This is a genomic window from Arcticibacter pallidicorallinus (assembly GCF_003002875.1).
Lineage (GTDB): Bacteria > Bacteroidota > Bacteroidia > Sphingobacteriales > Sphingobacteriaceae > Arcticibacter > Arcticibacter pallidicorallinus.
Genome location: NZ_PVTH01000013.1, coordinates 78,468 through 102,013, shown reverse-complemented (window position 1 = coordinate 102,013; position 23,546 = coordinate 78,468). Strand labels below are relative to the sequence as shown.

Sequence of the window (23,546 nt, the reverse complement as noted above, 5' to 3'; positions counted from 1 at the left end):
CCGGCTGTAACCAGCTTCAAGATCTGTCCGACTGAGTTTGAGGTCATTCATACTGCCGACTTAAACGGGGCGCCTGTTACCAAGACGGTAACCTACCATTCCATCAGCAGCAATATCTCCGGTGCCGCTCGTTGCTGGCTAACCCAGAACCTGGGCGCTGAGCGAGAAGCGACTGCAGTCAATGACGCAACGGAAGCATCAGCGGGCTGGTATTGGCAGTTCAACAAGTCTAAGGGATATAAATCGGATGGAGGTGTTCGCACCCCGTCCAATGCCTGGACACCGTGGATCACGAGTATTTCAGAGAATCAGCACTGGCTGCCTGCCAATGACCCATGTAATCTGCTTATTGGTTTAGGATGGCGACTCCCAACCGCTGCAGAATGGACAGCAGCAGATGCTCCGCCACAGAACTGGACCAGTGCTGCAAATGCCTATGCTTCTGTTTTAAAATTACACTCGGCCGGCGTTCTGTTATCGAACACAGGCAATCTTGAAGCCAGGGGTACTTATGGCCGCTATTGGAGCTCCACCCAGTATAGCAGCACGAGCTACGGGTATTTCATGGATTTATATAATGGTAGCGCTCTTAATTATATGGACAAGGCTTATGCTCTTCCCGTACGCTGTATCCGCGATGAAGTAGTCTTGTCGAAACCTGTAGTCAGTGACGTAATTATCCCAACAACAACGATGACAAGTAAAACAGCTGTCGGTACAGCGACGGTAGCGACAGAAGGAGGCGTTTTGGTTGAAACAAGAGGCTTATGTTATAACACAACAGGAACACCAACGACTGCGGATATTTGTGTGCCCACAGGAAACGGAACAGGTGTTTTCAAAAGTACACTATCTGGTTTGGTTGAAGGACCTACCTATTATGTGCGTGCTTATGCAACCAATAATCAGGGTACTTCTTACAGCCCTTCGGTAACCAGCTTCAAGATCTGTCCAACAACATTCGAGATAGCTCATACCGCCGGACTTAACGGCGCTCCGGTTACCAAGACGGTAACCTACCATTCCATCAGCAGTAATATCTCCGGTGCCGCAAGTTGCTGGTTAACACAGAATCTTGGGGCAGACCAACAGCCTATTGCTATAAATGATGCATCCGAAGCTTCTGCAGGCTGGTACTGGCAGTTTAATCGCCCACAAGGGTACCAGTTTGCGGCAAGTCGCGTCCCTGCAACTGCATGGATAACCAGTATATCACAAAATACGAGTTGGCAGGCAAATAACGACCCATGTAGCTTGCTGTTAGGTCAGGGGTGGCGCATCCCGACCATAGCAGAATGGACAGCGGCAGATGCTCCACCACAAAATTGGAACAATGCGAATGATGCTTACGGCTCTGCGTTGAAACTTCATTCAGCCGGAATTCTGAACAATAATGGAGGAGCCGTAATCAACAGAGGAGTGTACGGTCGCTATTGGTCTGCTACCCAGTACAGCAGTACGAGTTATGGGTATTTCCTTGATCTGTACAGCGGCAGTACAATCAACTATATAGATAAAGCGCATGCCTTACCGCTTCGCTGCATTAGAGACTAATTTATTGAGAATGAAAAAACGAAGAAATACAGTTTACAGTTTACTATTAAGCATTGCATGCCTGGCCGGCATCAAGGCTAACGCCCAGGACAGAAAGCTCAAAATACATATAGACGGAGTATTCGCCAGTAAGATAAGCGTGCTCCCCACTGTCGGCCAAAATGCGATGAAGCCTATGCATGAGAGTTCGCTCATTAAGGGTGGAGAGAGCGTTATAATTACGCTTCCTGCTGATCAGCTACCCGGACAATTTATCCTCCGTTGCAATTACCAGGAAAATGCCTCCAGTAATCCCTACCCTTCAGAACGAAGCATATTTGTCAATGACCAGGACCTCGAAATGTGGGTGAGGCCTAAGGCGATCAATAATCCCGACAGTACCTATTTCGCCGAAGGGGAGAAGGAGAACTCGCTATTTGCAAAATTTGCTGAAAGTAATGCAAAACAGCGAGCACAACTGGCACTCCTTCAAAATTTCCTTATGGGATATGATCAGCCGCAATCACCGTTTTTCTCGCAGGGTGCCACCGAATACGAAAGCAGACGGCTTCAATACAACAAGTGGATTGACTCCCAGATTAAAAAGGACCACGACGCTTTTGTCAGCAACACCTACACGTTCGAGTATCTCCCGCCGATCACCTGGAAAGGCTCCGAAGAGCAGCGGATGGAAAGCCTCATCGAGCATTATTTCGACAATATTGATTTCAGCAATCCACTGTTAGCCAGAACAGCACAGCTGAGAACGTGGACAGACCAGTACGTTAATATTTATGGCGCCAGAGCCACAACCATCGCATTGAGGGATTCCCTTTTTACCCTTGCCGGAAGGAGAGCTATCGAAAAGGTTAAATCGGGACATCCCTTGCTTTATGGCTGGATGGTTGATTATTTCTACCGCGGCTACGAAGGATTTAATATCACTGCCGGCATCAGGATGCTCGAACCCTACCTCCGGGATCCCCGTTGCCTTACCTCCAGACGTTTGGAGATCGAGAAGAGACTGAAAGGCATTGAGTCGGTTCGCCCGGGCGCTATCGCTCCCGATTTTTCCCTTCAGGACCAGGGTGGAAAATCCATACAGTTTCATGACTACAAAAAGAACTCCGCGTATAAATTGCTCCTTTTCTGGTCTGCCGACTGCCAGCATTGCGTAGAGCTGGTTCAGCAGTTGCATCCTCTTACGCTAAGCTTGCCTCAGAAGCAGCGCTTGGAAGTGGTCGCTGTAAGCCTTGACTTTACAGATGTTGAGATAGAGAAGTGGAACAGTGCAAAATATACATTAACCGATTGGAAACACAGTCACGCAAAAGGAGGAATCAATAGTCCCGAAGCCAGCGCATATTTTGTATTGGCTACTCCCGTGATGATCCTGGTAGATCCTGCAACAAACAAGATCCTCGCACTGCCCGAAACAATACAACAATTAAAGGACGCTCTCAAGCTAAAATAGGATATGGCTCAGATCACAACTTCCGATATAGGAAATATCAAGAACACAATAATTGGATTGCTTCTATCCTTTCTACTGCTGCCTTCAACAGGGCAGGCCCAGATCAGTATTGGAGCCGAGGGCCTTACCGTGAAACAAAACACCCTCTTCTCGCTTGAAGGACTTGCCTTGGTGCCATCCATCGAATTGACATTGAGGAGCGTTTCCTTAACCCGCGACTCCGCACCGGTTCAGTGGCCTCAGTTCAGTGGGATTAAGCGGGTGTACCGTTTCAGCAGTCCCATCGCTTTTCAGGGAGCCCTGAACATGAGCTTCATGGATTCCGAGCTCAATGGCAATGCCGCTAAAGATCTTGTTCTGGCTTATACAAGTCTCAGCACCAGTTCCGACTATCTGAACTATTCGCTTTCAACTTCATCGCTTGTGAACACTTCGACCAAGCTGATAAGTCATGATTTCGAGCAGATAGCCAGCCTGTCGGGCCTGACGGCAGTAACTCCTGGATCTCTCGTTGTTCCGGTTACCCCTGCAAATGCGACGATTTGCGAAGGATCTTCCGTAACGCTAAGCACAATACCCGGTGCGTCATGGCAGTGGTTCCGAAACGGTGTATTAATCCCCGGCGGGACGGGGCCTTCACTCGTTGCCTCCGGCTCCGGAAATTATACCGTTCGCGTTGTTTTCCAGAGCGGACTAGCGGTTGTTTCTGAACCTGCTGAAGTCGTTGTTAATACGTCGCTAGTTGGTAACCTCAGCTCCGCTCGAACTACCATTTCATTAGGCGAAACTACCACCCTGAAAGCTTCCGGTGGAATAGCATACTTCTGGGAAGAAGCGGATGGAATAATCAGCGGCAGCCATACCGACTCTCTGGTCGTCAGACCTTCAAAAAATGCCACTTATAAGGTGGTTATAAGCAACGGTTCGGGATGTAACGTCGTGAAGACGATTGATATTGAAGTTAAAGATGACTATAAAACGTTGATCGCTAACAATATCGTTACGCCGAACGGAGATGGTGTAAACGATGTATGGATTGTTCAGAATCTTGATCTGTATCCAAATAATGAAGTGGTCATATTCGACCGTGCCGGACGCGTTGTCTTCAGGCAGTTCGATTATAAGAATACCTGGGATGGCACCCATAACGGCGTAGCGCTTCCTGAAGACACTTACTATTACGCCCTGTACATCAATTCTGGTAAGGGGAAATTAACTGGTTTTATAACGATTGTACGCGATTAACTGTACCCAAAAATCATAAGAATGACGATAAATAACAATATATACAGGTGGATAGCGATAGCGGTGCTGGCAGTCTTCTTTTTGGCAATTTCACACCCCCAGGCTAAAGCACAGCTGGTACCTATGGCTTCGCAATATTATGAGAACGAGTATCTCGGAAATCCCGCCTTCGCCGGAATGGACAAAGGGATCAGGGTCAATCTAGCCACCAGAAACCAATGGAAGGCCCTGCCCGGATCTCCTTCAACTCAATCGCTGTCTGCGGACTACAATCTGGAGAATGTAAACGGCGGAAAAGTCGGTACGGGGCTGAATATATACAGCGATAAAGCCGGCCTGATTCGCAGGACACGTATTATGGGCAGTTACGCCTATCATCTGCCGCTTAGCGGTAACAACCAGCAGCTGCATTTCGGGCTCTCGTTAGGCGTTATGCATGAAAGGCTTGACTACGGTGCTTTGGTGGGTGATCCGACTGATATTTCGGCCGAGCGCTTTAATCAGCGCAAATCGTTTCTCGACGGAGACTTTGGCATGGCATATATTCAAGATAGATTGACTATCCAGGGTGCTCTGCCGAACATGAAGAAGTTGCTAAAAAAGGACATCAATACCACCGTCGACGGATCGTCCTTTTACATGGCTTTCTCATACAAGATAGGGCGGGAGCTCGATCTGATCTGTATTGAACCGAAATTTGCCTTTCGTGGAGCAAGGGATATCAATAACTTATGGGACATCGGTACCAATATTAAATTTTCTAACAACGCTATCTACCTCATGGGAATGTATCACAGCAGTCGCAGTTCAACCTTCGGACTTGGTGTAAACTATCAGGACAAAGTGCTGATCCAGGGATACTATACAGATCAGTTGGCCGCACAACGTTTAGATACCGGGGGCAGCTTTGAAATTAATCTGCAGGTACCTATCGTGCTGAGAAACAGGAAAAGAGATCCTATGCCTTGAGCCTGGCTGAGTTCCTGAAACGCTTGTTGTAAGCTCGTATCAGTCCGCAAAATTTAAAAAATGAAGAATATCTTGATTTTTTAACAAACCTTACTATATTTGCAGTCCCAATCCGAAACAAGGAAAGGAAACGGAGGCTTAGCTCAGCTGGTTCAGAGCATCTGCCTTACAAGCAGAGGGTCACTGGTTCGAACCCAGTAGCCTCCACAAATAAAAAAGCCATTTTTCGATAGAAAAATGGCTTTTTTGTTACAGTATATTTTCGTGATATTCCTGACTTCCTTTGAGCAATTCCAAAGACTGGTTATAGTATATAGCCGAAGTTTCCCATTCAACCCGTTGCACATTGCTGACATCCGCCAGAATCTTTTTGCCGGCAAACCAAGTTCCTGTATCAATTACAATTGATGTGATACGCCAGTTTTCATCTATCAGAAAATCTGCAACTTCTCCAATTACGCCGTCGGTTGCATGTACGTCATAGCGCGTCGTGTGCTTGATGCCATGGAGATGAGGCTCAGCTCCTCGCGCAGTGGTATGGTGCAACTCGTCTGAGATACGCTCATCAAGCGGGATTCCGGGAGCGACTACTCCTCCAACCATTCCGGTAGTCATGAAGCCTATGCCTGATTCTTCAGGATATGGCCATGAATAGTGGCTATAAAGACCCTCTGTCTGTTCTAGTGACAATGGATGATTGAGATCAACATCGGGACTCGACTGTACCTGCTCCTTAGTTAAATTAACTGGAAAAACTTTCTTATCCCATTGCGGCTGAAGTAATGCAACGGGCGAAATAAGCACTTTGCGTCCAAAAAGCCAGTTGCCGGTTTCGACAACCAGATAGCGTATAGTCCAGGTTTTATCATCGAAGCAGAAATCTTTCACATGACCGATTTCCCCATCAATGGCGCCGATAGAAAATCCAAGTAAGCGGTGAAGGCTGTGTAGCATAACGATCCTTTCTAATTTAGTGTAACTCATTACATTACATACGAGAAAATAATTTGTTTGTGGAAAATGCCCGACAAGCCTGCATTATTGCGTAAACATCGGATCTTCCGCGCAGTGTTTATATCGCGATATCAACTGCAAATGAGTTAGGAAATTAGTTCATCGGCCTTTATATCCAGCCCAGTTTAAGGCGTGTTTCTACCCTCATGAGTCCGACTTGTCATCGTTAAAGTCGGACTCATGAGGGGCTTTTGTCTGGCTATTATGGGTAGCATTGAACCCCGGTCCATATTGGTATCAACTGTGAATCAGTAGGCACCAGCGCCACGGTGAAAAAATAACTAAACAAATAGTTGTAAAACTATGTATTTAGTTATATATTCGTTTTGTAATTGTAAAACCATGGAAATAAAGGAACTGACCAAAGCAGAAGAGCAGATTATGCAAATCTTGTGGGACCTCGGAAAAGGTTTTGTCAAGGATGTAATAGAAGAGTTGCCGGAGCCCAAACCGGCATACAATACGGTATCGACGATTATCCGTATTCTGGAAACAAAGGGTTTCATCGACCATGAAGCATTTGGAAAGAGTCACCGCTATTTCGCAATTATCAGTAAGGAGGATTATAAAAGTTTCGCGACGGGGAAATTGCTCAATAATTATTTCAGCAATTCGGTAGAGAACATGTTCTCCTTTTTCGTGAAAGAAAAGAAGATTGATCTGAAAGAGGCTGATGAGATTCTGAAACTAATCGAAAACCTAAAAAATAAATAGTATGAATGCTTTTGAGTACTTCGTTCAGGTGAACGCTTACCTGATCCTATTCTACGGCTTCTTTTATTTGCTGCTGAAGAACGAAACGTTCTTTAATTTAAACCGCGCGTACCTGATGGGTGCTGCAGTATTATCCTTTCTAATTCCACTATTACATTCCGACTGGATTAATGGGATTTTTGGCTCGCAGCCGGTGACGGAAACGAAGGTGTTTATCAATGCGCTGATTGTACCGACGATGATTCTGGAGGAGGCAGGTAAAGGATGGACTCTTACGGACTATATCGTTATCGTGTATCTGGGTGTCGCATTGTTGATGGCCTGCCGGTTTCTGTTCAGGCTATGTTACATCGTGATCAAGCCGGTTTATGAGAAAAGTGCCGCCTGGTCTTTTTTCAACAGGATATTTATTTCCGAATCCCTGGCCAGTTATCCGGCTGTGCTCAAACATGAGGAGACGCACGTACAACAATATCACTCACTGGATATAATTTTGCTCGAACTGCTGTCAATAGTGATTTGGTATAATCCGGTGGCTTATTTCTATAAGCGTTCTATAAAGCACATTCATGAATTTATTGCCGACGAGGCTGCATGCAGAGAGGAAAGGAAAGACGATTATGCGATGCTGCTTTTGAGCAATACGCTTGGGGTGCCCGTAAGTCAGTTAGTTAACAATTTTTTTAACCAATCACTCCTGAAAAGAAGAATTATGATGCTCCACAAAAAGAAGTCTAACCGGTCTGCCTTGTTGAAGTACGGGCTGTCTGTGCCATTGTTTACCTGTATGCTGGTGTTTTCCTCGGCCAGTATTGACGCGAAGAGTAAGGAATTTATAGAAAAGTCGGATGTGGCAGAGCCGATCAGCACATTGAAGAAAATAGAGGAGGCTCGGGAATCTTTTGACGTTGAAAAAGAGGTGCTGAGGCCTGCGGTGAAAGTTTTGTCCTTGGACACGACCAGGGAAGATGTGGTCTACGATTTTTCGTCGATAGAAAAGATGCCGGAATATCCTGGAGGATTGGTTGGTTTTTACAGATACGTCGGGAAGAATTTTAAATATCCTGAGGCCGCAAGGCGGGACAGTGTATCCGGAAGGTTAATATTGAGCTTTGTTGTGGAAAAAGATGGATCCTTATCTGATATCAAGGTCCTCAGGGACCTGGGTGCGGGAACGGGTGACGAGGCTGTGAGGTTGCTGAAGGAATCTCCTAAATGGAATCCGGGGGTGCAGAATGGCAAACCGGTGCGTGTGCAGTATACATTGCCTATCCAGCTGAATTTAGATAACGAAGTAAGGGGAAAGATTATAGGCGAGATAGACTCGGTAAGGAAAAGTGGTGCGGTTCTGAATGAAATCACTGTTATCGGATACGCGGGGACCAAAGCTCCAGGCCCCTTATATGAAGTCGACGGAAAAGAAGTTGATCAGGTTGAGGTAAATAAGATACATCGCTCGAGTATCGAATCAGTTGATGTTCTCAAAGGCGCGTCTGCTACTGCCATTTACGGAGATAAAGGAAAAAACGGGGTGATTAGGATTACCACGAAAGCGAAAGGTGGCAAACCCTCTCAACTCCCGGGAACGTTCAAAGGACTGGTCGTTATCGACGGGAAAACTCAGAATCAGGCATTCAATCTCAATGCCCTTGATCCCAATAAGATCAAATCAATGAATGTGCTGAGCGGTACAGCTGCTATTGCCAAGTACGGAGTGAGTGGAAAAGATGGCGTGATTGTTATCGAATTGAAATAGCGTCTTACGTAATAAAACAAGATCGGCGCATCCTCTGATTAGCGCCGTATTATAAGTTCACAAAATTGCTTAAACTTGCTTCAGGTGATTGATCGTGTATGGAGTCAATCACCTGATAAAAGAATTTATGAGTAATAAAGTAGTTCGAATAAAAGATATTGCGGAGAGGGCTGGTGTGTCAACCGGTACAGTTGACAGGGTTTTGCATGACAGGGGCCGCGTATCTCAGGATGTGAAAGAGAAAGTTTTAAAGATTATCAAGGAGATGGATTACGAGCCGAACTACAGTGCGCGCGCTCTCGGATCCAATAAAATATATACCATAGCGGCCCTCGTGCCTAATCACTCTTCCGATTCTTACTGGAACCAGGCAATCCTGGGCATTGAGAAGGCGGAGAAGGAGTTGAAGCAATATGGTATCACCGTAATCAGGTATAGCTTTAACCCTCATGAGGTAGATTCCTTTATGGAAAGGGCTAAGGAAGTAACATCGAAAGGGCCAGACGGCATTATTCTCGCTCCTCTTTTCTATAAGGAAACGCTGCCTTTTTTCGATGAATGGAATACGCTTAATATCCCTTTTATCATTTTCAATACGCAAATTTCAGAGTATAATCCGCTGAGTTATATCGGCCAGGACTCTTATCAGAGTGGCTTGCTGGCAGGTAGGTTGTTGAGTCAGCTGCATTCTGACCCGTGTTCCTTCCTGATTGCCCATATTGATGAGGATATCGGGAATGCCACTCACCTGATGAAAAAGGAGCAGGGCTTTCGTAACTATTTCAGTCACAATAATCTATCAGGTAAATACAAGTTACAACGGGTAGAGCTTCAGCGAAAGGACTACGCTTTATTTCAGCGACAGATGGATGATCTGATTGAAAACAATCCGGATCTACAAGGAATCTACGTGACCACGTCAAAGGGTTATGCCATTGCTACCTATCTGGAGCAACGTCATATAAAAGGTTTGAAGTTGATCTGTTATGACCTTGTACCAAAGAATATTCATTTTTTAAACAGGGGAGTCATCAGTTTTCTTATCAATCAAAATCCTCGGGGACAGGGATACTGGAGTGTTAACCATATGGCTGACTATCTGGTATTCAAAAAAAGTGTTCCCGTAATTAAATATATGCCTTTGGATATCGTGGCAAAAGAGAACCTGAATTATTTCATCCACGAGGAGTAAAATTTTTTACCGTTACGTGTGTGCGGAAACACTTTCTGGGGTTTTAAGGGTATTTATTCCTATTGAAGTTGTGTTTGTGCGCACACACAGCTTGTTTTAGTGAATATTATTGATTAGGTTTGAGTAAGAGTAGAGAATAGCATAATAATATCATGTCAAGATTAAACTTATTAGAAGAAACACGTTACGAGAAATTGCCGGTAACCGTATACCCTGATTCGGGGTCTGCGTCCCGCTCTGTGGCGAAAAGAATCGCTGATTTGATCAGACGAAAACAATCTAAAGGAGAAACTACTGTCCTAGGACTTGCTACCGGAGCAACCCCGGTTAAAGTCTATGCGGAACTGATACGTCTCCACAAGGAGGAGGGCCTCAGCTTTGCTGACGTAGTGACATTTAATCTGGACGAATATTATCCTATGCAGCCGGATGCAGCACAAAGCTATGTGCACTTCATGAAGGAGCAGTTGTTTAATCATATCGATATTGATATGAACAACGTGCATATTCCAACCGGTACGCTGGCTCAGGAAGAGATTCCGGCATTTTGTCTGGCTTATGAGCAGAAAATTAGTTCTTTCGGCGGTCTGGACTTGCAGATTTTGGGTATTGGACGTACGGGACACATCGGTTTCAACGAACCGGGTTCTGCGCCTAACTCCGGAACGCGTTTGGTGACCCTGGATGACCTGACACGTCGCGATGCTGCCCATGACTTTGGTGGCAAGGAAAAAGTACCTACAAAGGCGATAACGATGGGTATCGGTACCATATTCAAGGCCAGAGAGATTATTTTGATGGCCTGGAACCGGAAAAAGGCAGGAATTATCAAAAAAGCGGTTGAAGGAGAGATTTCTTCGGAGGTACCTGCGACTTATTTGCAGCTATCCGATCATGTAGAATTCGTTCTTGACGAAGAGGCTGCATCGGAACTGACTCGTTTTGATACGCCATGGGAGGTTAAAGATTGTGTCTGGACGGAGGCTCTCATTAAGAAAGCGGTTATCTGGCTTGCCAAGACGCTTAAAAAGCCTATTCTAAAGCTTACTGAAGAGGATTATAATAATCACGGCATGGCTCAGCTCGCAACGGAGCGTGGACCGGTTTATAATATCAATATCCATATTTTTAACAAAATTCAGCATACCATTACGGGATGGCCGGGCGGCAAGCCTAATGCGGATGATAGTCAACGACCTGAGCGAGCCCTTCCGGCAGTGAAGCGTGCGATTATTTTCTCACCGCATCCTGATGATGACGTAATTTCAATGGGTGGAACATTCATTCGCCTGGCTGACCAGGGACATGACGTTCACGTAGCTTACCAAACATCCGGTAATACCGCTGTCTGGGACGAAGACGTCCTTCGTTTTATCGAGTTTGCGATCGATTATGCAAGGTCAAGGGGAGAAGATACGACGGCCCAGGAGCAGTCTTATGAGGATATGCGTAAATTCATCGCGATCAAGCAGCCAAATCAGCCGGACACTTTGGAAATACGTGATATTAAAGGTCTGATCAGAAAAGGGGAGGCGATTGCCGGAGCGCGTTTCGCGGGACTTCCTGATGAGAAGATTCATTTTATGGATCTTCCGTTCTATGACAGGCTGAAAACGGCTAAAAAAGTTTCCTATGAAGACGATATACAGCAGACTATGGAACTTCTTCGGGAAGTGAAACCTCAGCAGGTGTTTGCTGCAGGAGATTTCGCCGATCCGCACGGGACGCATAAGGTTTGTTTCGATATCATTCTGGAAGCATTGAAACGCCTTAAGGAAACGGAAGAGTGGGTAAAAGATTGCTGGATGTGGTTGTACAGAGGTGCGTGGCATGAGTTTGAAGTACACGAAATAGAAATGGCAGTTCCTCTTTCTCCACAGGAAGTTGAGCGCAAAAAACTGGCTATATTTAAGCACCAGTCGCAAAAAGATCTTCCGGTTTTCCCGGGTGATGACGCCAGGGAGTTCTGGGTGAGGGCCGAGGAGCGTAACCGTGAAACGGCGCTTGCTTATGATCAGCTGGGACTTGCAGAATATGAAGCGATGGAAGCTTTTATACGGTATAAATTTTAGATCTTAGCAGCTATAGCCTTTAACTAAAAAATGGGAAAGCCAGTTACCTACTCTGAGCCGGTTAAACAGTCCGGCATTCCTCCAATAGCTATTATCGGAGCCTTGTTCTTCATTTTCGGGTTTGTTACCTGGTTGAACTCCGTTCTCATCCCTTACTTGAAAATAGCTTGTGAGCTCAATAATTTCGAGTCCTATCTGGTAACATTTGCCTTTTACATATCTTATCTGGTAATGGCGATTCCCTCTGCATGGGTTTTGAAAATTACCGGCTTTAAGAAGGGGATGGCTCTGGGGCTTGGTGTTATGGCACTTGGGGCGCTGGTATTTATACCGGCAGCTATGATCAGGATGTACGAGTTGTTCTTGTTGGGACTATTCGTTCAGGGTACGGGTCTTGCTTTGCTGCAAACTGCTTCCAACCCTTATATCACGATCCTGGGTCCGCCGGAGAGCGCTGCGAAGCGTATCAGCATTATGGGGATCTGTAACAAGGTAGCCGGTGCGATTGCTCCGATTGCTCTGGGGGCAGTTGCATTGAAGGACGCTGATGCCCTGCAGATCAGAATTCAGACAATGACGCTAATAGAAAAGGCTGCAGAGCTGGATATGCTTGCCGGACGGGTTATTCTGCCATATATCATCATTATGGTGGTGCTGGTGATCTTGGGAGTGCTGGTAAGTAAATCGAGCTTGCCAGAGATTGATACAGACACTGAAGATGAAGTAGTGGCCGCAGCCAATACCGACAAGACGAGCATTGTTCAGTTTCCGCATTTGTTGCTGGGTGTACTGACCATCGTCTTTTATGTAGGTGTTGAAGTAATCGCCGGTGATACGATCATCAGTTATGGAGCTTCCCAGGGTATCGCTCTCTCTACTGCTACCTATTTTACCACGATGACTTTGGTAGGCATGATTGTCGGATATCTGATTGGCATTGTATGTATTCCTAAATACTTCTCCCAGGAAACTGCGATGAAGGTGTTTGCTATCATGGGAGTTGCCTTTACCCTGGGAGCGATTTTTACTGAGGGCTATGTATCTGTAATGTTTATTGCTTTGCTGGGCTTAGCGAATTCACTGGTCTGGCCGGCAATATGGCCTCTGGCATTATCGGGTCTGGGTCGCTTTACCAAAATAGGCTCTTCGCTGCTGGTAATGGGTATAGCCGGGGGTGCGATACTTCCACTGATTTACGGACATCTTGCAGATACCTGGAATCCACGCGAGGCATATTGGATCGCTGTTCCGTGTTACCTGTTTATCTGGTTCTATGGAGTGAAGGGTTATAATGTGGGCAAGAAAGTAAAGACGCACTTATAGTTCATGTAAGAACTAATCTATTCAATAATATTTGAGGCAGTTCTGTAGATCAGGCTGCCTTTTTCTGTTCAGGTGTATTTTGCCGGCATGTGGCCTATGTATGTTATAGGTGAATTCGCGAAAAATCTATATTTTTAGGCAGACAAACACAATATGAAACCTTTTCGCTTTTTACTTTTCCTGCCGTTTTTTTTGTTAGCCGGCTTTGCTTATGCCGGTAAAATAGACACGGTGAATACCCGCAGCGCTGCGATGAATAAGAACATAAAGGCAGTGGTCATCACTCCGGATTCTTACTCTGATAAACAATCTTACCCTGTCTTTTATCTGCTTCATGGCTTTGGTGGAAACTATCGCGACTGGGCGACCAGAGCACCCCAGCTGGCGCAGGCGGCTGACCGATACGGGATGATCATCGTATGTCCTGACGGCGGGATCGGAAGCTGGTACCTGGACAGTCCCGTAGATCCTGCCTGGAAGTACGAGACGTATGTTGCTAAAGAGCTGGTAACATGGGTGGATAAAAATTACCGAACGATAGCTTCGCGCTCAGGGAGGGCCATTGCAGGCCTGAGTATGGGCGGACATGGCGCGCTGTATCTGGCGTTCAGGAATCAGGATGTGTACGGTGCGGCGGGAAGTCTGAGTGGTGGAGTTGATATCCGTCCCTTTCCTCAAAACTGGCAGCTCGCACAGCGCCTGGGGACCTACGCAAGTTCTCCCCTTAACTGGGAAGAGCATACCGTTGTAAATATGCTGCATTTGCTTACGCCTCAATCGCTTTCGTTGCTTATTGACTGCGGTACGGGCGACTTTTTTTACGATGTAAACGAGAATTTGCATCAATTGCTGCTTAAGCGGAACATTCCTCATGATTATATTACCCGGCCTGGAGTGCATAATTGGGACTACTGGGTAAACTCTATTGACTTTCAGTTGTTGTTCATGGACAAGTTTTTTAAGAGATCTATAAAACAATAATAATTGGAAAGACGAGAATCATTGCAGCCTGCCAACCGTCTGATTTGGGTGGAGCGCCTTGCCAGGCTTCTGGATAATCAGTTTAGGATTCCGGGGACGAAGTTCAGGTTTGGCCTGGATCCGATCCTTAATCTGGTGCCTGTATTAGGCGATATGTCAGGGTTCTTGCTTTCTACAGCGATGTTCGCCACTATACTGAAGCACGGTATAAGCCCGAAGCTTGCCATTTTGATGGCGCTTAATATTATCGTAGATACGGTCATAGGTGCTATCCCGCTGATTGGAAATATCTTTGATTTTTACTATAAATCGAATGTCCGTAATATGCGGCTTCTCAGAGAGCATTATGAGGAGGGCAGGCACCAGGGAAGTGGCTGGGGACTTATCGCGGTAATCTTGCTCGTTTTTTTTGCTGTGGTAGCCGCTATACTATATTTCTTGTTGATGGCCAGCGTATGGGTTCTTAGCCGTATTTAGCAGAAGTTCAATACTTCCATAAACTAAAAAGCCCCTGAGTGATCAGAGGCTTTTTAGTTTATGGCTTTCTTTATTTGACCAGTTCAAATACTACCCTCATCTGGTAGTTTAGCTTGATTTGCTTGAAGTCTATTTCCGGAGAAAAAGCCTCGTCTGATACTTTGGCCGTCATCATGTTGGCACGGTAGATAGGCTGTGGGTAAGACTCATTATTGATCTCCTGAATTTCAAGAGGTTCGCCTACCCTGTTGTTGAGTGCCGCCGCCAGAAAATCTGCCTTTTCTTTTGCAGCCTTCAATGCTTTTATCTTTAGCTCCTTTTTAAGAGGCTCAATCTTCGAGTAATCGTAGCTCTCGACATTGGTATATTGAACAGCCTTTGCGTCTATCGCATCCATCAGCTTATTATAGCTGTTCAGATTGGTAACCTTTAATCTGTATTGCTTGGCTACCAGAAAATCGGGGTTCTTCTTTTTTTCCCACTGGTAGTTGTATCCTGAAATGTTGTTTATCGTAAGATTCTCTTTTGGAATGCCGGCTGCCTGAACAGCATTGTATAGTTGAGTCTCAATGGTGTTGATCTCTACTTTCTTCTTGCTGTTATTGTCTTTGAAGTATTCCTTCAGGGAGATGCTCAGATAGATAATATCGGGTGTGACTTCCATCTCGGACGATCCGTTTACTTCAATTTTTCGCCGGGTGTCTACCGTTTGAGAAAAGAGTTGAGTTGTAAATATGCTAAATATAGCAAGGATAATAAACTGCTTCATGTGCGTTTGTATTTGTGTGTTTAACTTATAAAAGGGATGATTGTTTGTTGCATATTCCACAAACGACCATCCCTTTTAATTAAGCTACGGTTAAAAACCTAGCTGCTTATTCCTCAATTATCTCATTATGAGGATAAATATTTTCTTGCTTTTCTTCTTTGAAATAGGCTTTCTGGAAGATCAGTATAGCGATGACCCCAATGGAAATGGCAGCATCGGCTATGTTAAATACTGGTCTGAAGAAGACAAAGTTTTCCCCTGACCAAATAGGCGACCATTGCGGAATGGTTCCGTCTATTATCGGGAAATAGAACATATCCACAACCTTTCCATGGAAAAGGCTGGAATAGCCTCCTTCGACCGGGAAAAGCCTTGCAGGTTGAAAGTAGGTGCTTTCGCTGAATATCATTCCATAGAACGTAGAATCGATAATATTTCCCATAGCGCCCGCAAAGATGAGGGCGACGTTGAGGATCAGCCCTCTGTGGTACTTGTGTTTTACGAGATGCACCACACCATAGCCGATGGCAGAAACGGCCACTATCCGGAAGAGGGTAAGGGCCAGCTTTCCGGTCTCTCCGCCAAATTCCATACCGAAAGCCATACCATTATTTTCGGTGAAGTGTATGATGAACCAATCGCCCAGGATATGGAATTCCTGGCCGAGGCTCATATTCAGTTTAATCCAGAACTTGAGTACCTGGTCTGCTAATAAGATTAAGAATATAGCCAGGAAAGGCTTGAAATAAGCTTTCATTAATTCTGTCTCATTTTTGCTTCCATGCTTAATGTCGCATGAGGTACTGCACGAAGACGTTCTTTAGGAATTAGTTTGCCGGTTTCGCGACAAACGCCATACGTTTTGTTTTCTATACGAACCAAAGCGGCTTCGAGGTTTTCGATAAACTTCTTTTGACGTGCTGCAAGCTGATTGATCTGTTCTTTTTCAAGTGTTGCCGATCCGTCTTCAAGCGTTTTATACGTTCCTGCAGTATCATCAGTGCCGTTCAAATTCGGATTGCTTAATGACTGCGTAAGAGAAGCAAGCTCTTCTTTTGCAACGCGGACTTTTTCTAATATGATGTCCTTAAATTCCTTTAATTCGGAGTCTGAGTAGCGGGTTTTTAGGTTGTTTTCCATCTTTTATACCTTTGTTATAAGAATCGTTAATTCCTGTTCGTCTATTTGCACTTTTTCGCCGGTTGACAGATCAGGTACAATCTTAAAAGACTCGGCGAGAATTTCGGCTTTAATATATGATAAATTATTTATTATCGCTTCAGATACCAGATCAGGGCATGCAGCCTCTACCTGTATTTTATCTGTTACTTCCAGTCCCTGCTCTTTTCTCAGGTTCTGAATCCTATTAATGACCTCTCTTGAAATTCCTTCTTGTTTCAGTTCAGTTGTTATCGTAACATCTAATGCTACCGTTAGTTTTCCAAGATTCGTAACTTGCCATCCCGGAACGTCTTCTGCAATGATTTCTGCATCTTCAGGGTATATGTCCACGTTCAGGCCGTCTTTTGAGAAGGTAACCACGCCGTTTTCTTCGAACAAAGCGAGGTCGGAAGGAGTCCAGGAGTTGATGAAAGCGGCTACATCCTTCATAGATTTGCCTGCCTTCGGACCCAATGACTTGAAATTTGGTTTAACCTTCTTCTTGATGATGCCGGCGGTGTCGCTGATATACTCGATCGTCTTGATATTTGTTTCTGAAAGGATCAGCTCTTTTACCTGATCAACTTTCTGCTGAAACTGGCTGTCGAGTACGGGTAGAAGGATCTTGTTTAATGGCTGACGTACATTTATTCCGACTTTCTTTCTTAGGGAAAGGATCATGGAAGAGATGTTCTGAGCCAGGGACATGCGTTCTTCAAGGCCTGTATCTACGAGTGTTTCGTTGTAGGCAGGGAAATCTGTCAGGTGAATAGATTCTGATTGCTCTTTACCTGTAATGGTATTCAGATCGAGGAACAACCGTTCGCTAAAGAATGGCGCGATGGGCGACATCAGCTTAGCGATCGTACTCAGACAAGTGTAAAGTGTCTGATATGCAGAGATCTTATCTTCGGTGTAATCGCCCTTCCAGAAACGGCGGCGGCATAATCTCACATACCAGTTGCTCAGATGCTCGTCTACGAATTCCTGAATAGCGCGAGCCGCGCGGGTAGGTTCGAAGTCGGCATAGAAGCCGTCTACGTCGTTAACCAGCGTATTCAGACGGGAAATGATCCATCTGTCGATCTCCGGACGAGCCTCAGATGCGATATCTGCCTCGGCATACGTAAACTTGTCGATGTTTGCATAAAGCGCGAAGAATGCGTAGGTGTTATATAACGTTCCGAAAAATTTACGGCGCACTTCATCCAGTCCTTCTTCATTAAACTTCAGGTTATCCCATGGGGATGCATTGCTGATCATATACCAGCGGGTGGCATCAGCACTGTATTTCTCAATCGTTTCGAATGGATCTACTGCATTACCTAAACGTTTGGACATCTTGTTGCCGCTTTTGTCGAGTACCAGTCCGTTTGATACAACATTTTTAAACGCTATAGAGTCATTCAGCATGACGGAGATAGCGTGGAGCGTAAAGAACCAACCGCGCGTCTGATCCACTCCTTCAGCGATAAAGTCTGCCGGATACGCTTTTTCAAACTCAGCCTTATTTTCGAAAGGATAATGCCACTGCGCAAATGGCATGGCGCCGGAATCAAACCATACGTCGATCAGATCGGGCTCCCTGTACATCTTCTGGCCACTAGGCGACACTAGAATGATGTCATCAACATACGGGCGGTGGAGGTCGAAAGTGCCGTCCGTGTACGTGCTTTCAAGGACAGAAAGCTTTTCTGTCTCTTCTGCTGTTAGAGTGCCAGACAGTAAGGCTTCGGTTATTTTAGTTTTTAATTCATCAACGGAGCCAATGCAAAGCTCTTCTGTTCCGTCCTGACTACGCCAGATGGGTAGAGGAGTTCCCCAGTATCTGGAGCGGGAAAGATTCCAGTCGACCAGGTTTTCGAGCCAGTTGCCGAATCTGCCTGTTCCGGTAGCTTCCGGCTTCCAATTGATTTCTTTGTTAAGCTCGACCATCCGTTCTTTAACGGCGGTCGTTTTAATAAACCAGCTGTCTAGCGGATAATACAATACGGGTTTGTCAGTTCTCCAGCAATGCGGGTAGCTGTGCTCGTATTTCTTAACATCGAAGGCTTTATTGTCTTCCTTAAGCTGTATGGCTATTAAAACGTCTGTAGGTCTGAAACCGGGCTGGTTTCTGATCTCATCAGTATAAAATTCTTCTTTTACATATTTTCCGGCGAAGTCTGTTACCTGATCAACGAATCTACCCTGTCTGTCGACTAGAGGGAACTCATTGCCGCGTTCGTCGGTAATCATGACAGAAGGAACGTTGTTTTCCCTTGCGACACGGAAGTCATCCGCGCCAAAGACTGCGGCAATGTGTACGATACCGGCTCCATCTTCTGTGGTTACGTAATCTGCAGGGATTACGCGGAATGCTTCTTTCTCGAGTTTTTCGCTCGTTACGTAGGGCATAAGCTGGTGATAGCGGAGACCGATCAGGTCTTCTCCGCTGAACTCGCCGGCAATTTCCCAGGGGATAAGTTTGTCGCCTCCCTTATAATCCTGGAACGATGCGTTTTGGCCCTCTGCTTTGAAATGTTTGGAAACCAGATCCTTCGCGAGGATCACACTTACAGGCGCATAGGTGTATTGATTGAACGTCCTGATCTTCACGTAAGTGATGTTTTTGCCAACTGCCAGGGCGCAGTTTGACGGTAATGTCCATGGAGTAGTCGTCCAGGCCAGCATCACGGTGTCTTCCGCTTCATTTTGGAAGAGGATCGGCGTTAAGGGATGGATCTGATCTTTCTTCAACCGGAACTGTGCAACAATAGACGTATCCTTCACATTACGGTAGGTGCCTGGCATGTTTAGCTCATGAGAGCTCAGACCGGTTCCTGCAGCGGGAGAGAAAGGTTGAACGGTATAGCCTTTATAAAGTAGTTTCTTGTTGTATAGCTCTTTCAGGATCCACCAAAGGGATTCAATGTAGTTGTTTTCATAGGTGACATAAGGGGTGTCTAGGTCTACCCAGTAACCCATCTTTTCGGTCAGGTCGTTCCATGCATCTGTATAGCGCATAACCTCACTGCGGCAAGCTGCGTTGTACTCTTCTACAGTAATTTTTTTCCCTATATCTTCTTTAGTGATACCGAGGGTTTTTTCGACAGCAAGTTCGATTGGGAGACCATGAGTGTCCCATCCGCCCTTTCGTTCCACGCGGAACCCCTTGAGCGTTTTATATCGACAGAAGATATCTTTAATGCCGCGTCCCATAACGTGATGGATTCCCGGCATGCCGTTGGCAGAGGGAGGACCTTCGTAGAACGTATATGGTTTAGAAGCCGGTCTGTTTGAAACACTCTTCTCGAAAATCTTATTGTTTTTCCAGTATTCGAGTATGTCTTTTCCTGTAGTAGATAAATTTAGTTGTTTATATTCTTTGTACATCAGCGCTTTAACCCAAATTTTGAGGTGCAAAGTTATGAAAATGCGCGGCAATAATTAAATTAAGCCGGAAAAAGCCGTACTAAGGTCCTATCAGCTGCGGATTATACCAGATGCATATCTATATGAATCCATTGGGCGTGATGTTGTTTGCTTGTGGCACGTGCTTTGCGTAGTTTTGATTATGAATAAGTTTATGAAACGTGGTTTGATTCTGGTAGCCATTGGAATTGGCCTTAACCTGATTGGATACTCCATCAAACGAAATGCGTTTGATGACTATGGATGGGCTATGATTCTGGGGACATTGCTGTTTGGAATCGGTTTCGTGTCTATCTTCTATTCATTTGTGCGGAAGGTCGAATATAAGGGGATTATCGAGGAACGGGCGATCGAAGCTGAAAAGAAAGAGCAACGAGAGAATGAATTGAATGAAAGTTAAGATTCTACCAGTGTGCAGACGGATCCATAGTATGCACATTTCTGGATGGCTTGGTTGGCCTCAACTAGCTGAATATGTTGCATAAGACACGGGGGATAGTCTTTAAAACGACAGACTATTCGGAGAGTAGTGTCGTGGTTCAGGTTTTTACAGAAAAGTTTGGCTTACAGTCCTATCTGATTAACGGTGCGCGTAAGCCCCGTGCGAAGATTCGTATGAACATGATTCAGCCTCTGCATTTGCTGGATATGGTGGTTTATCATAAATTAAACGGGGGAATTCAGCGTGTGTCAGAGCTGAGAAATGTACCGCTTTTTGAATCACTGCCTTACGATCTTACAAAGAGTAGTTTAGCACTCTTCTTAAATGAGGTGCTATACAAGGTTGTAAAGCATCACCATGAAGATCTTCCATTGTTCGAATTCATCTTTCATAGCATTGCGCTGCTTGATCGTATGGAAACAGGACTCAATAACTTCCATCTTTGGTTTTTGAGTCACCTTAGCAGGTATCTGGGGTTTTATCCGGAGAGAACCAATGAGCGGGTGTCTGCATATTTTGACCTGAGGAATGGAGTTTTTACTAACGTGCCGCCCGGCCACGTTCATTTCCTGCATGGCAGCCTGGTGAAGAAATTCACGGAGCTACTGGAAACTAAAATCGATTCGCTACATGTATTGCGGATAAACAATACAGAAAGACGTGAACTATTGTCGAGAATTCTTGACTATTACAGGCTTCACGTCGACAATTTCTCAGAAATACGTTCCCACAAGATTATTGAAGAAGTTCTTAGTCCTTGAATCCGGCTACGCGTTCAATAACGTTTTCAAGTTCGTTAAGATCAAAAGGCTTTTCCAGATAAGTGTCAGCACCAGCTTTATTAGCTAGTGACTGTATGTCATTGTTAGCCGAGAAGTACACTACAGGAATATTTCGTAGGTCGGTTTCTGCTTTAATTGCCTGAGTGGCTACTACGCCCCCTGAATCGGGTATCCAATTGTCCATCAATATGACATTGGGATTGAATGCCCTTACCGTATTTACGATATCGTTGCAATGTGGAGAGGTTTTGACTTCCCAGCCAAGTTCCTGAAGTATGTAAGTGCAAATTGACAGTATATCAGTATCGTCGTCAAAAATTAGTATCCGTTTAGACATTCCAGTTCCCTTAATTAAAGTCTCGTAACACGATTTCTTTAGACGATTATAACCAAATTGAATGGTTAATGTTTGGATAAAATTTCCTTTTTGTAATAACGCTGATACCTGTTATTTGCAAATTGTTGATTTTCAGCGAGGTGATGGTTTTTTTAATTTGCTTAAATGTTAAAAAATGTGAAATAGTTGCGCTGGCTGCGATTTAAATGTATCTTTGACACATAAAGTTTTAGAAAAATTCTTTTTAAAGATTTCTTTTAAGATTTAGGTTTATAATTGGTTAGTTTGAGCTCCTGCCCATCAGGAGCTTATTTTTTGTCCTGAATTTCCAACAATCGCGCAGTAATTACTTCTTAGGTGTTTAATAAGAAGGGTGCAAGCCTCAAGTTAATTTCAAATATCCCTTAAGAACATCTTTTTTCAGTTTGTTTAGCTATTTTCAGATTTAATATTTTAGTCGCAGCGTGCTGTGTATGGGAGTTTTTTACAACTTCCTGGCCGGGTAAGCCGGTTCTTTTGCTCTTGGCGGTTACAAAAAAGGACTGTCAATACTTGCTCTGAGAGCAAGATGGACAGTCCTTTATATTCTGATTTTATAGGGATTATTAATCAATCCATTCAAAGCGCGTATAGGGAATAAGCGCTTCCGGGATTTTAATACCTCTATCTGTTTGATTATTTTCAAGAAGAGATGCTACAATACGCGGCAAGGCAAGGGCACTTCCATTTAAAGTATGAGCAAGCTGGGCCTTGCCTTCTTTTCCTTTAAAACGCAGCTTAAGTCTGTTGCTCTGGAAGGTTTCAAAATTAGATACGGATGAAACTTCGAGCCAGCGTTCCTGTGCGGCACTCCACACTTCCATGTCATACGTTAGCGCTGAAGCAAAACTCATGTCACCTCCGCAAAGGCGGAGAACACGGTAGGGAAGTCCAAGTTTTTGGAGTAATGACTGAACGTGCGCGCTCATCTGTTCGATTGTCTCATAAGATTTTTCGGGGTGAGTTATCTGGACGATCTCTACTTTATCGAACTGGTGAAGCCTGTTAAGTCCTCTGACGTGTGCGCCATAGGAGCCAGCCTCCCGGCGAAAACATGGTGTGTATGCGCAGTTTTTAATTGGAAGTTCGTCCTCTTTAACGATGACATCCCTGTAAAGATTGGTAACGGGAACCTCCGCAGTCGGGATCAGATAGAGGTTATCCATACCTACATGGTACATCTGACCTTCCTTATCAGGCAACTGTCCTGTACCAAACCCTGAAGCTTCATTAACTACGATCGGAGGCTGCACTTCGTGATAACCTGCCTCTTCTGCATGATCAAGGAAGAAGTTGATAAGTGCGCGTTGCAACTTAGCACCTTTACCCTTGTAGACAGGGAAGCCCGCTCCGGCGATCTTATTGCCAAGCTCAAAGTCGATTATATCGTATTTTGATGCCAGTTCCCAATGCGGAAGTGCGTTTGCAGAAAGCTCAGGCTTCTCACCGAACTCGAAGATATTCTCGTTTTCTTCGGGTGTTGAGCCATTGGCAACAGTGCTGTGTGGCAGGTTAGGAAGCAATACGAGATTTTTCTGGAGTTCTTCTTCAGCATGGGTTAATTTATCTCCCAATAGCTTGATCTGTTCTTTTAGTCCCCCTGTCTTTCCCTTAATTTCTTCGGCCTGGTCTTTTTGACCACTGCGCATCAGTTCACCGATCTGCTTAGCCATAGCGTTTGCTTCCGCGGAGATCGAGTCTAACGAGGTTTGAGTCTGACGACGTTCTTCATCTAGGGAAATAATAGTGTCAACTAATTCAGGCTGTTTGAAATTTTTAACAGACAATCGTTCCAAAACCTTCTCTCTGTTCTCGCGGATATAACTAACTTGCAGCATCGTTGTAAATTTTT

General features: G+C 45.0%; 20 protein-coding genes and 1 tRNA gene. 14 read left to right on the top strand and 7 right to left on the bottom strand.

Going from position 1 to position 23,546, the window contains the following annotated elements:
* The 5 genes from B0I27_RS17560 to B0I27_RS16275 all read left to right on the top strand — a co-directional run.
* Positions 1–1,554: fibrobacter succinogenes major paralogous domain-containing protein (locus tag B0I27_RS17560; protein WP_219905031.1), on the top strand; the 1,554-nt coding region annotated here is incomplete at its 5' end.
* 10 nt (positions 1,555–1,564) lie between these two features.
* Positions 1,565–3,007, top strand: a complete 1,443-nt coding sequence (locus tag B0I27_RS16290; protein ID WP_245925537.1) for a redoxin domain-containing protein — start codon at positions 1,565–1,567, stop codon at positions 3,005–3,007.
* A 3-nt stretch (positions 3,008–3,010) separates the two neighbouring features.
* On the top strand, positions 3,011–4,252 hold the full coding sequence (locus tag B0I27_RS16285; RefSeq protein WP_106295305.1) for a T9SS type B sorting domain-containing protein: 1,242 nt from the start codon (positions 3,011–3,013) through the stop codon (positions 4,250–4,252).
* A 21-nt stretch (positions 4,253–4,273) separates the two neighbouring features.
* Positions 4,274–5,221 (top strand): PorP/SprF family type IX secretion system membrane protein, encoded by a 948-nt coding sequence (locus B0I27_RS16280; protein WP_106295303.1) that lies wholly within the window; start codon positions 4,274–4,276, stop codon positions 5,219–5,221.
* Between the two features lie 132 nt (positions 5,222–5,353).
* Positions 5,354–5,428: transfer RNA gene (locus B0I27_RS16275), tRNA-Val, on the top strand.
* Between the two features lie 42 nt (positions 5,429–5,470).
* On the opposite strand, the gene B0I27_RS16270 is transcribed toward B0I27_RS16275, so the two are convergent.
* On the bottom strand, positions 5,471–6,175 hold the full coding sequence (locus B0I27_RS16270; protein WP_181276810.1) for a PRC-barrel domain-containing protein: 705 nt from the start codon (positions 6,173–6,175) through the stop codon (positions 5,471–5,473).
* A gap of 402 nt (positions 6,176–6,577) precedes the next feature.
* Here B0I27_RS16270 and B0I27_RS16265 point away from each other — a divergent pair, with 402 nt between their 5' ends.
* From B0I27_RS16265 to B0I27_RS16235, 7 genes are all read left to right on the top strand, one after another.
* Positions 6,578–6,949 (top strand): BlaI/MecI/CopY family transcriptional regulator, encoded by a 372-nt coding sequence (locus B0I27_RS16265; protein WP_106295299.1) that lies wholly within the window; start codon positions 6,578–6,580, stop codon positions 6,947–6,949.
* A gap of 1 nt (position 6,950) precedes the next feature.
* The gene (locus B0I27_RS16260) at positions 6,951–8,705 is read left to right on the top strand and encodes a M56 family metallopeptidase (RefSeq protein ID WP_106295297.1); all 1,755 of its coding nucleotides are present in this window, start codon (positions 6,951–6,953) and stop codon (positions 8,703–8,705) included.
* Positions 8,706–8,832: 127 nt separating this feature from the next.
* Entirely contained in the window at positions 8,833–9,897 is a 1,065-nt protein-coding gene (locus tag B0I27_RS16255) for a LacI family DNA-binding transcriptional regulator (protein ID WP_106295325.1), read from the top strand.
* Between the two features lie 152 nt (positions 9,898–10,049).
* Positions 10,050–11,969 (top strand): glucosamine-6-phosphate deaminase, encoded by a 1,920-nt coding sequence (gene nagB / locus B0I27_RS16250; RefSeq protein ID WP_106295295.1) that lies wholly within the window; start codon positions 10,050–10,052, stop codon positions 11,967–11,969.
* A gap of 30 nt (positions 11,970–11,999) precedes the next feature.
* Positions 12,000–13,292: a sugar MFS transporter gene (locus tag B0I27_RS16245; RefSeq protein ID WP_106295293.1), complete on the top strand. Its 1,293-nt coding sequence runs from the start codon at positions 12,000–12,002 to the stop codon at positions 13,290–13,292.
* 153 nt (positions 13,293–13,445) lie between these two features.
* Positions 13,446–14,273 carry an alpha/beta hydrolase gene (locus B0I27_RS16240; RefSeq protein ID WP_106295291.1) on the top strand — a complete coding sequence of 276 codons (828 nt, stop codon included), beginning with the start codon at positions 13,446–13,448 and terminating at the stop codon, positions 14,271–14,273.
* 3 nt (positions 14,274–14,276) lie between these two features.
* A complete protein-coding gene (locus B0I27_RS16235) occupies positions 14,277–14,750 on the top strand; it encodes a DUF4112 domain-containing protein (protein WP_245925536.1) in 474 nt (157 codons plus the stop codon).
* A gap of 70 nt (positions 14,751–14,820) precedes the next feature.
* On the opposite strand, the gene B0I27_RS16230 is transcribed toward B0I27_RS16235, so the two are convergent.
* The 4 genes from B0I27_RS16230 to ileS form a co-directional block, all read right to left on the bottom strand.
* Positions 14,821–15,519, bottom strand: coding sequence for an SIMPL domain-containing protein (locus B0I27_RS16230; RefSeq protein ID WP_106295289.1), 699 nt, complete (start codon positions 15,517–15,519; stop codon positions 14,821–14,823).
* A 106-nt stretch (positions 15,520–15,625) separates the two neighbouring features.
* A complete protein-coding gene (locus B0I27_RS16225) occupies positions 15,626–16,276 on the bottom strand; it encodes a lipoprotein signal peptidase (RefSeq protein WP_106295287.1) in 651 nt (216 codons plus the stop codon).
* Positions 16,276–16,659 (bottom strand): TraR/DksA family transcriptional regulator, encoded by a 384-nt coding sequence (locus B0I27_RS16220; RefSeq protein WP_106295285.1) that lies wholly within the window; start codon positions 16,657–16,659, stop codon positions 16,276–16,278. Before B0I27_RS16220 ends, B0I27_RS16225 begins: the two co-directional genes overlap by 1 nt.
* A 3-nt stretch (positions 16,660–16,662) precedes the next feature.
* Complete coding sequence (gene ileS, locus B0I27_RS16215) at positions 16,663–20,055, bottom strand: isoleucine--tRNA ligase (RefSeq protein WP_106295283.1); 3,393 nt, start codon at positions 20,053–20,055, stop codon at positions 16,663–16,665.
* 181 nt (positions 20,056–20,236) lie between these two features.
* On the opposite strand from ileS, the gene B0I27_RS16210 reads away from it, so the two are divergent.
* Both B0I27_RS16210 and recO read left to right on the top strand, forming a co-directional pair.
* Entirely contained in the window at positions 20,237–20,494 is a 258-nt protein-coding gene (locus tag B0I27_RS16210; RefSeq protein WP_106295281.1) for a signal peptidase, read from the top strand.
* Positions 20,495–20,568: 74 nt separating this feature from the next.
* Positions 20,569–21,297, top strand: coding sequence for a DNA repair protein RecO (recO, locus tag B0I27_RS16205; RefSeq protein WP_106295279.1), 729 nt, complete (start codon positions 20,569–20,571; stop codon positions 21,295–21,297).
* On the opposite strand, the gene B0I27_RS16200 is transcribed toward recO, so the two are convergent.
* A complete protein-coding gene (locus B0I27_RS16200; protein ID WP_106295277.1) occupies positions 21,287–21,655 on the bottom strand; it encodes a response regulator in 369 nt (122 codons plus the stop codon). The genes recO and B0I27_RS16200 overlap by 11 nt on opposite strands.
* 605 nt (positions 21,656–22,260) lie before the next feature.
* Complete coding sequence (gene serS, locus B0I27_RS16195; RefSeq protein WP_106295275.1) at positions 22,261–23,532, bottom strand: serine--tRNA ligase; 1,272 nt, start codon at positions 23,530–23,532, stop codon at positions 22,261–22,263.
* Positions 23,533–23,546 lie beyond the last annotated feature (14 nt).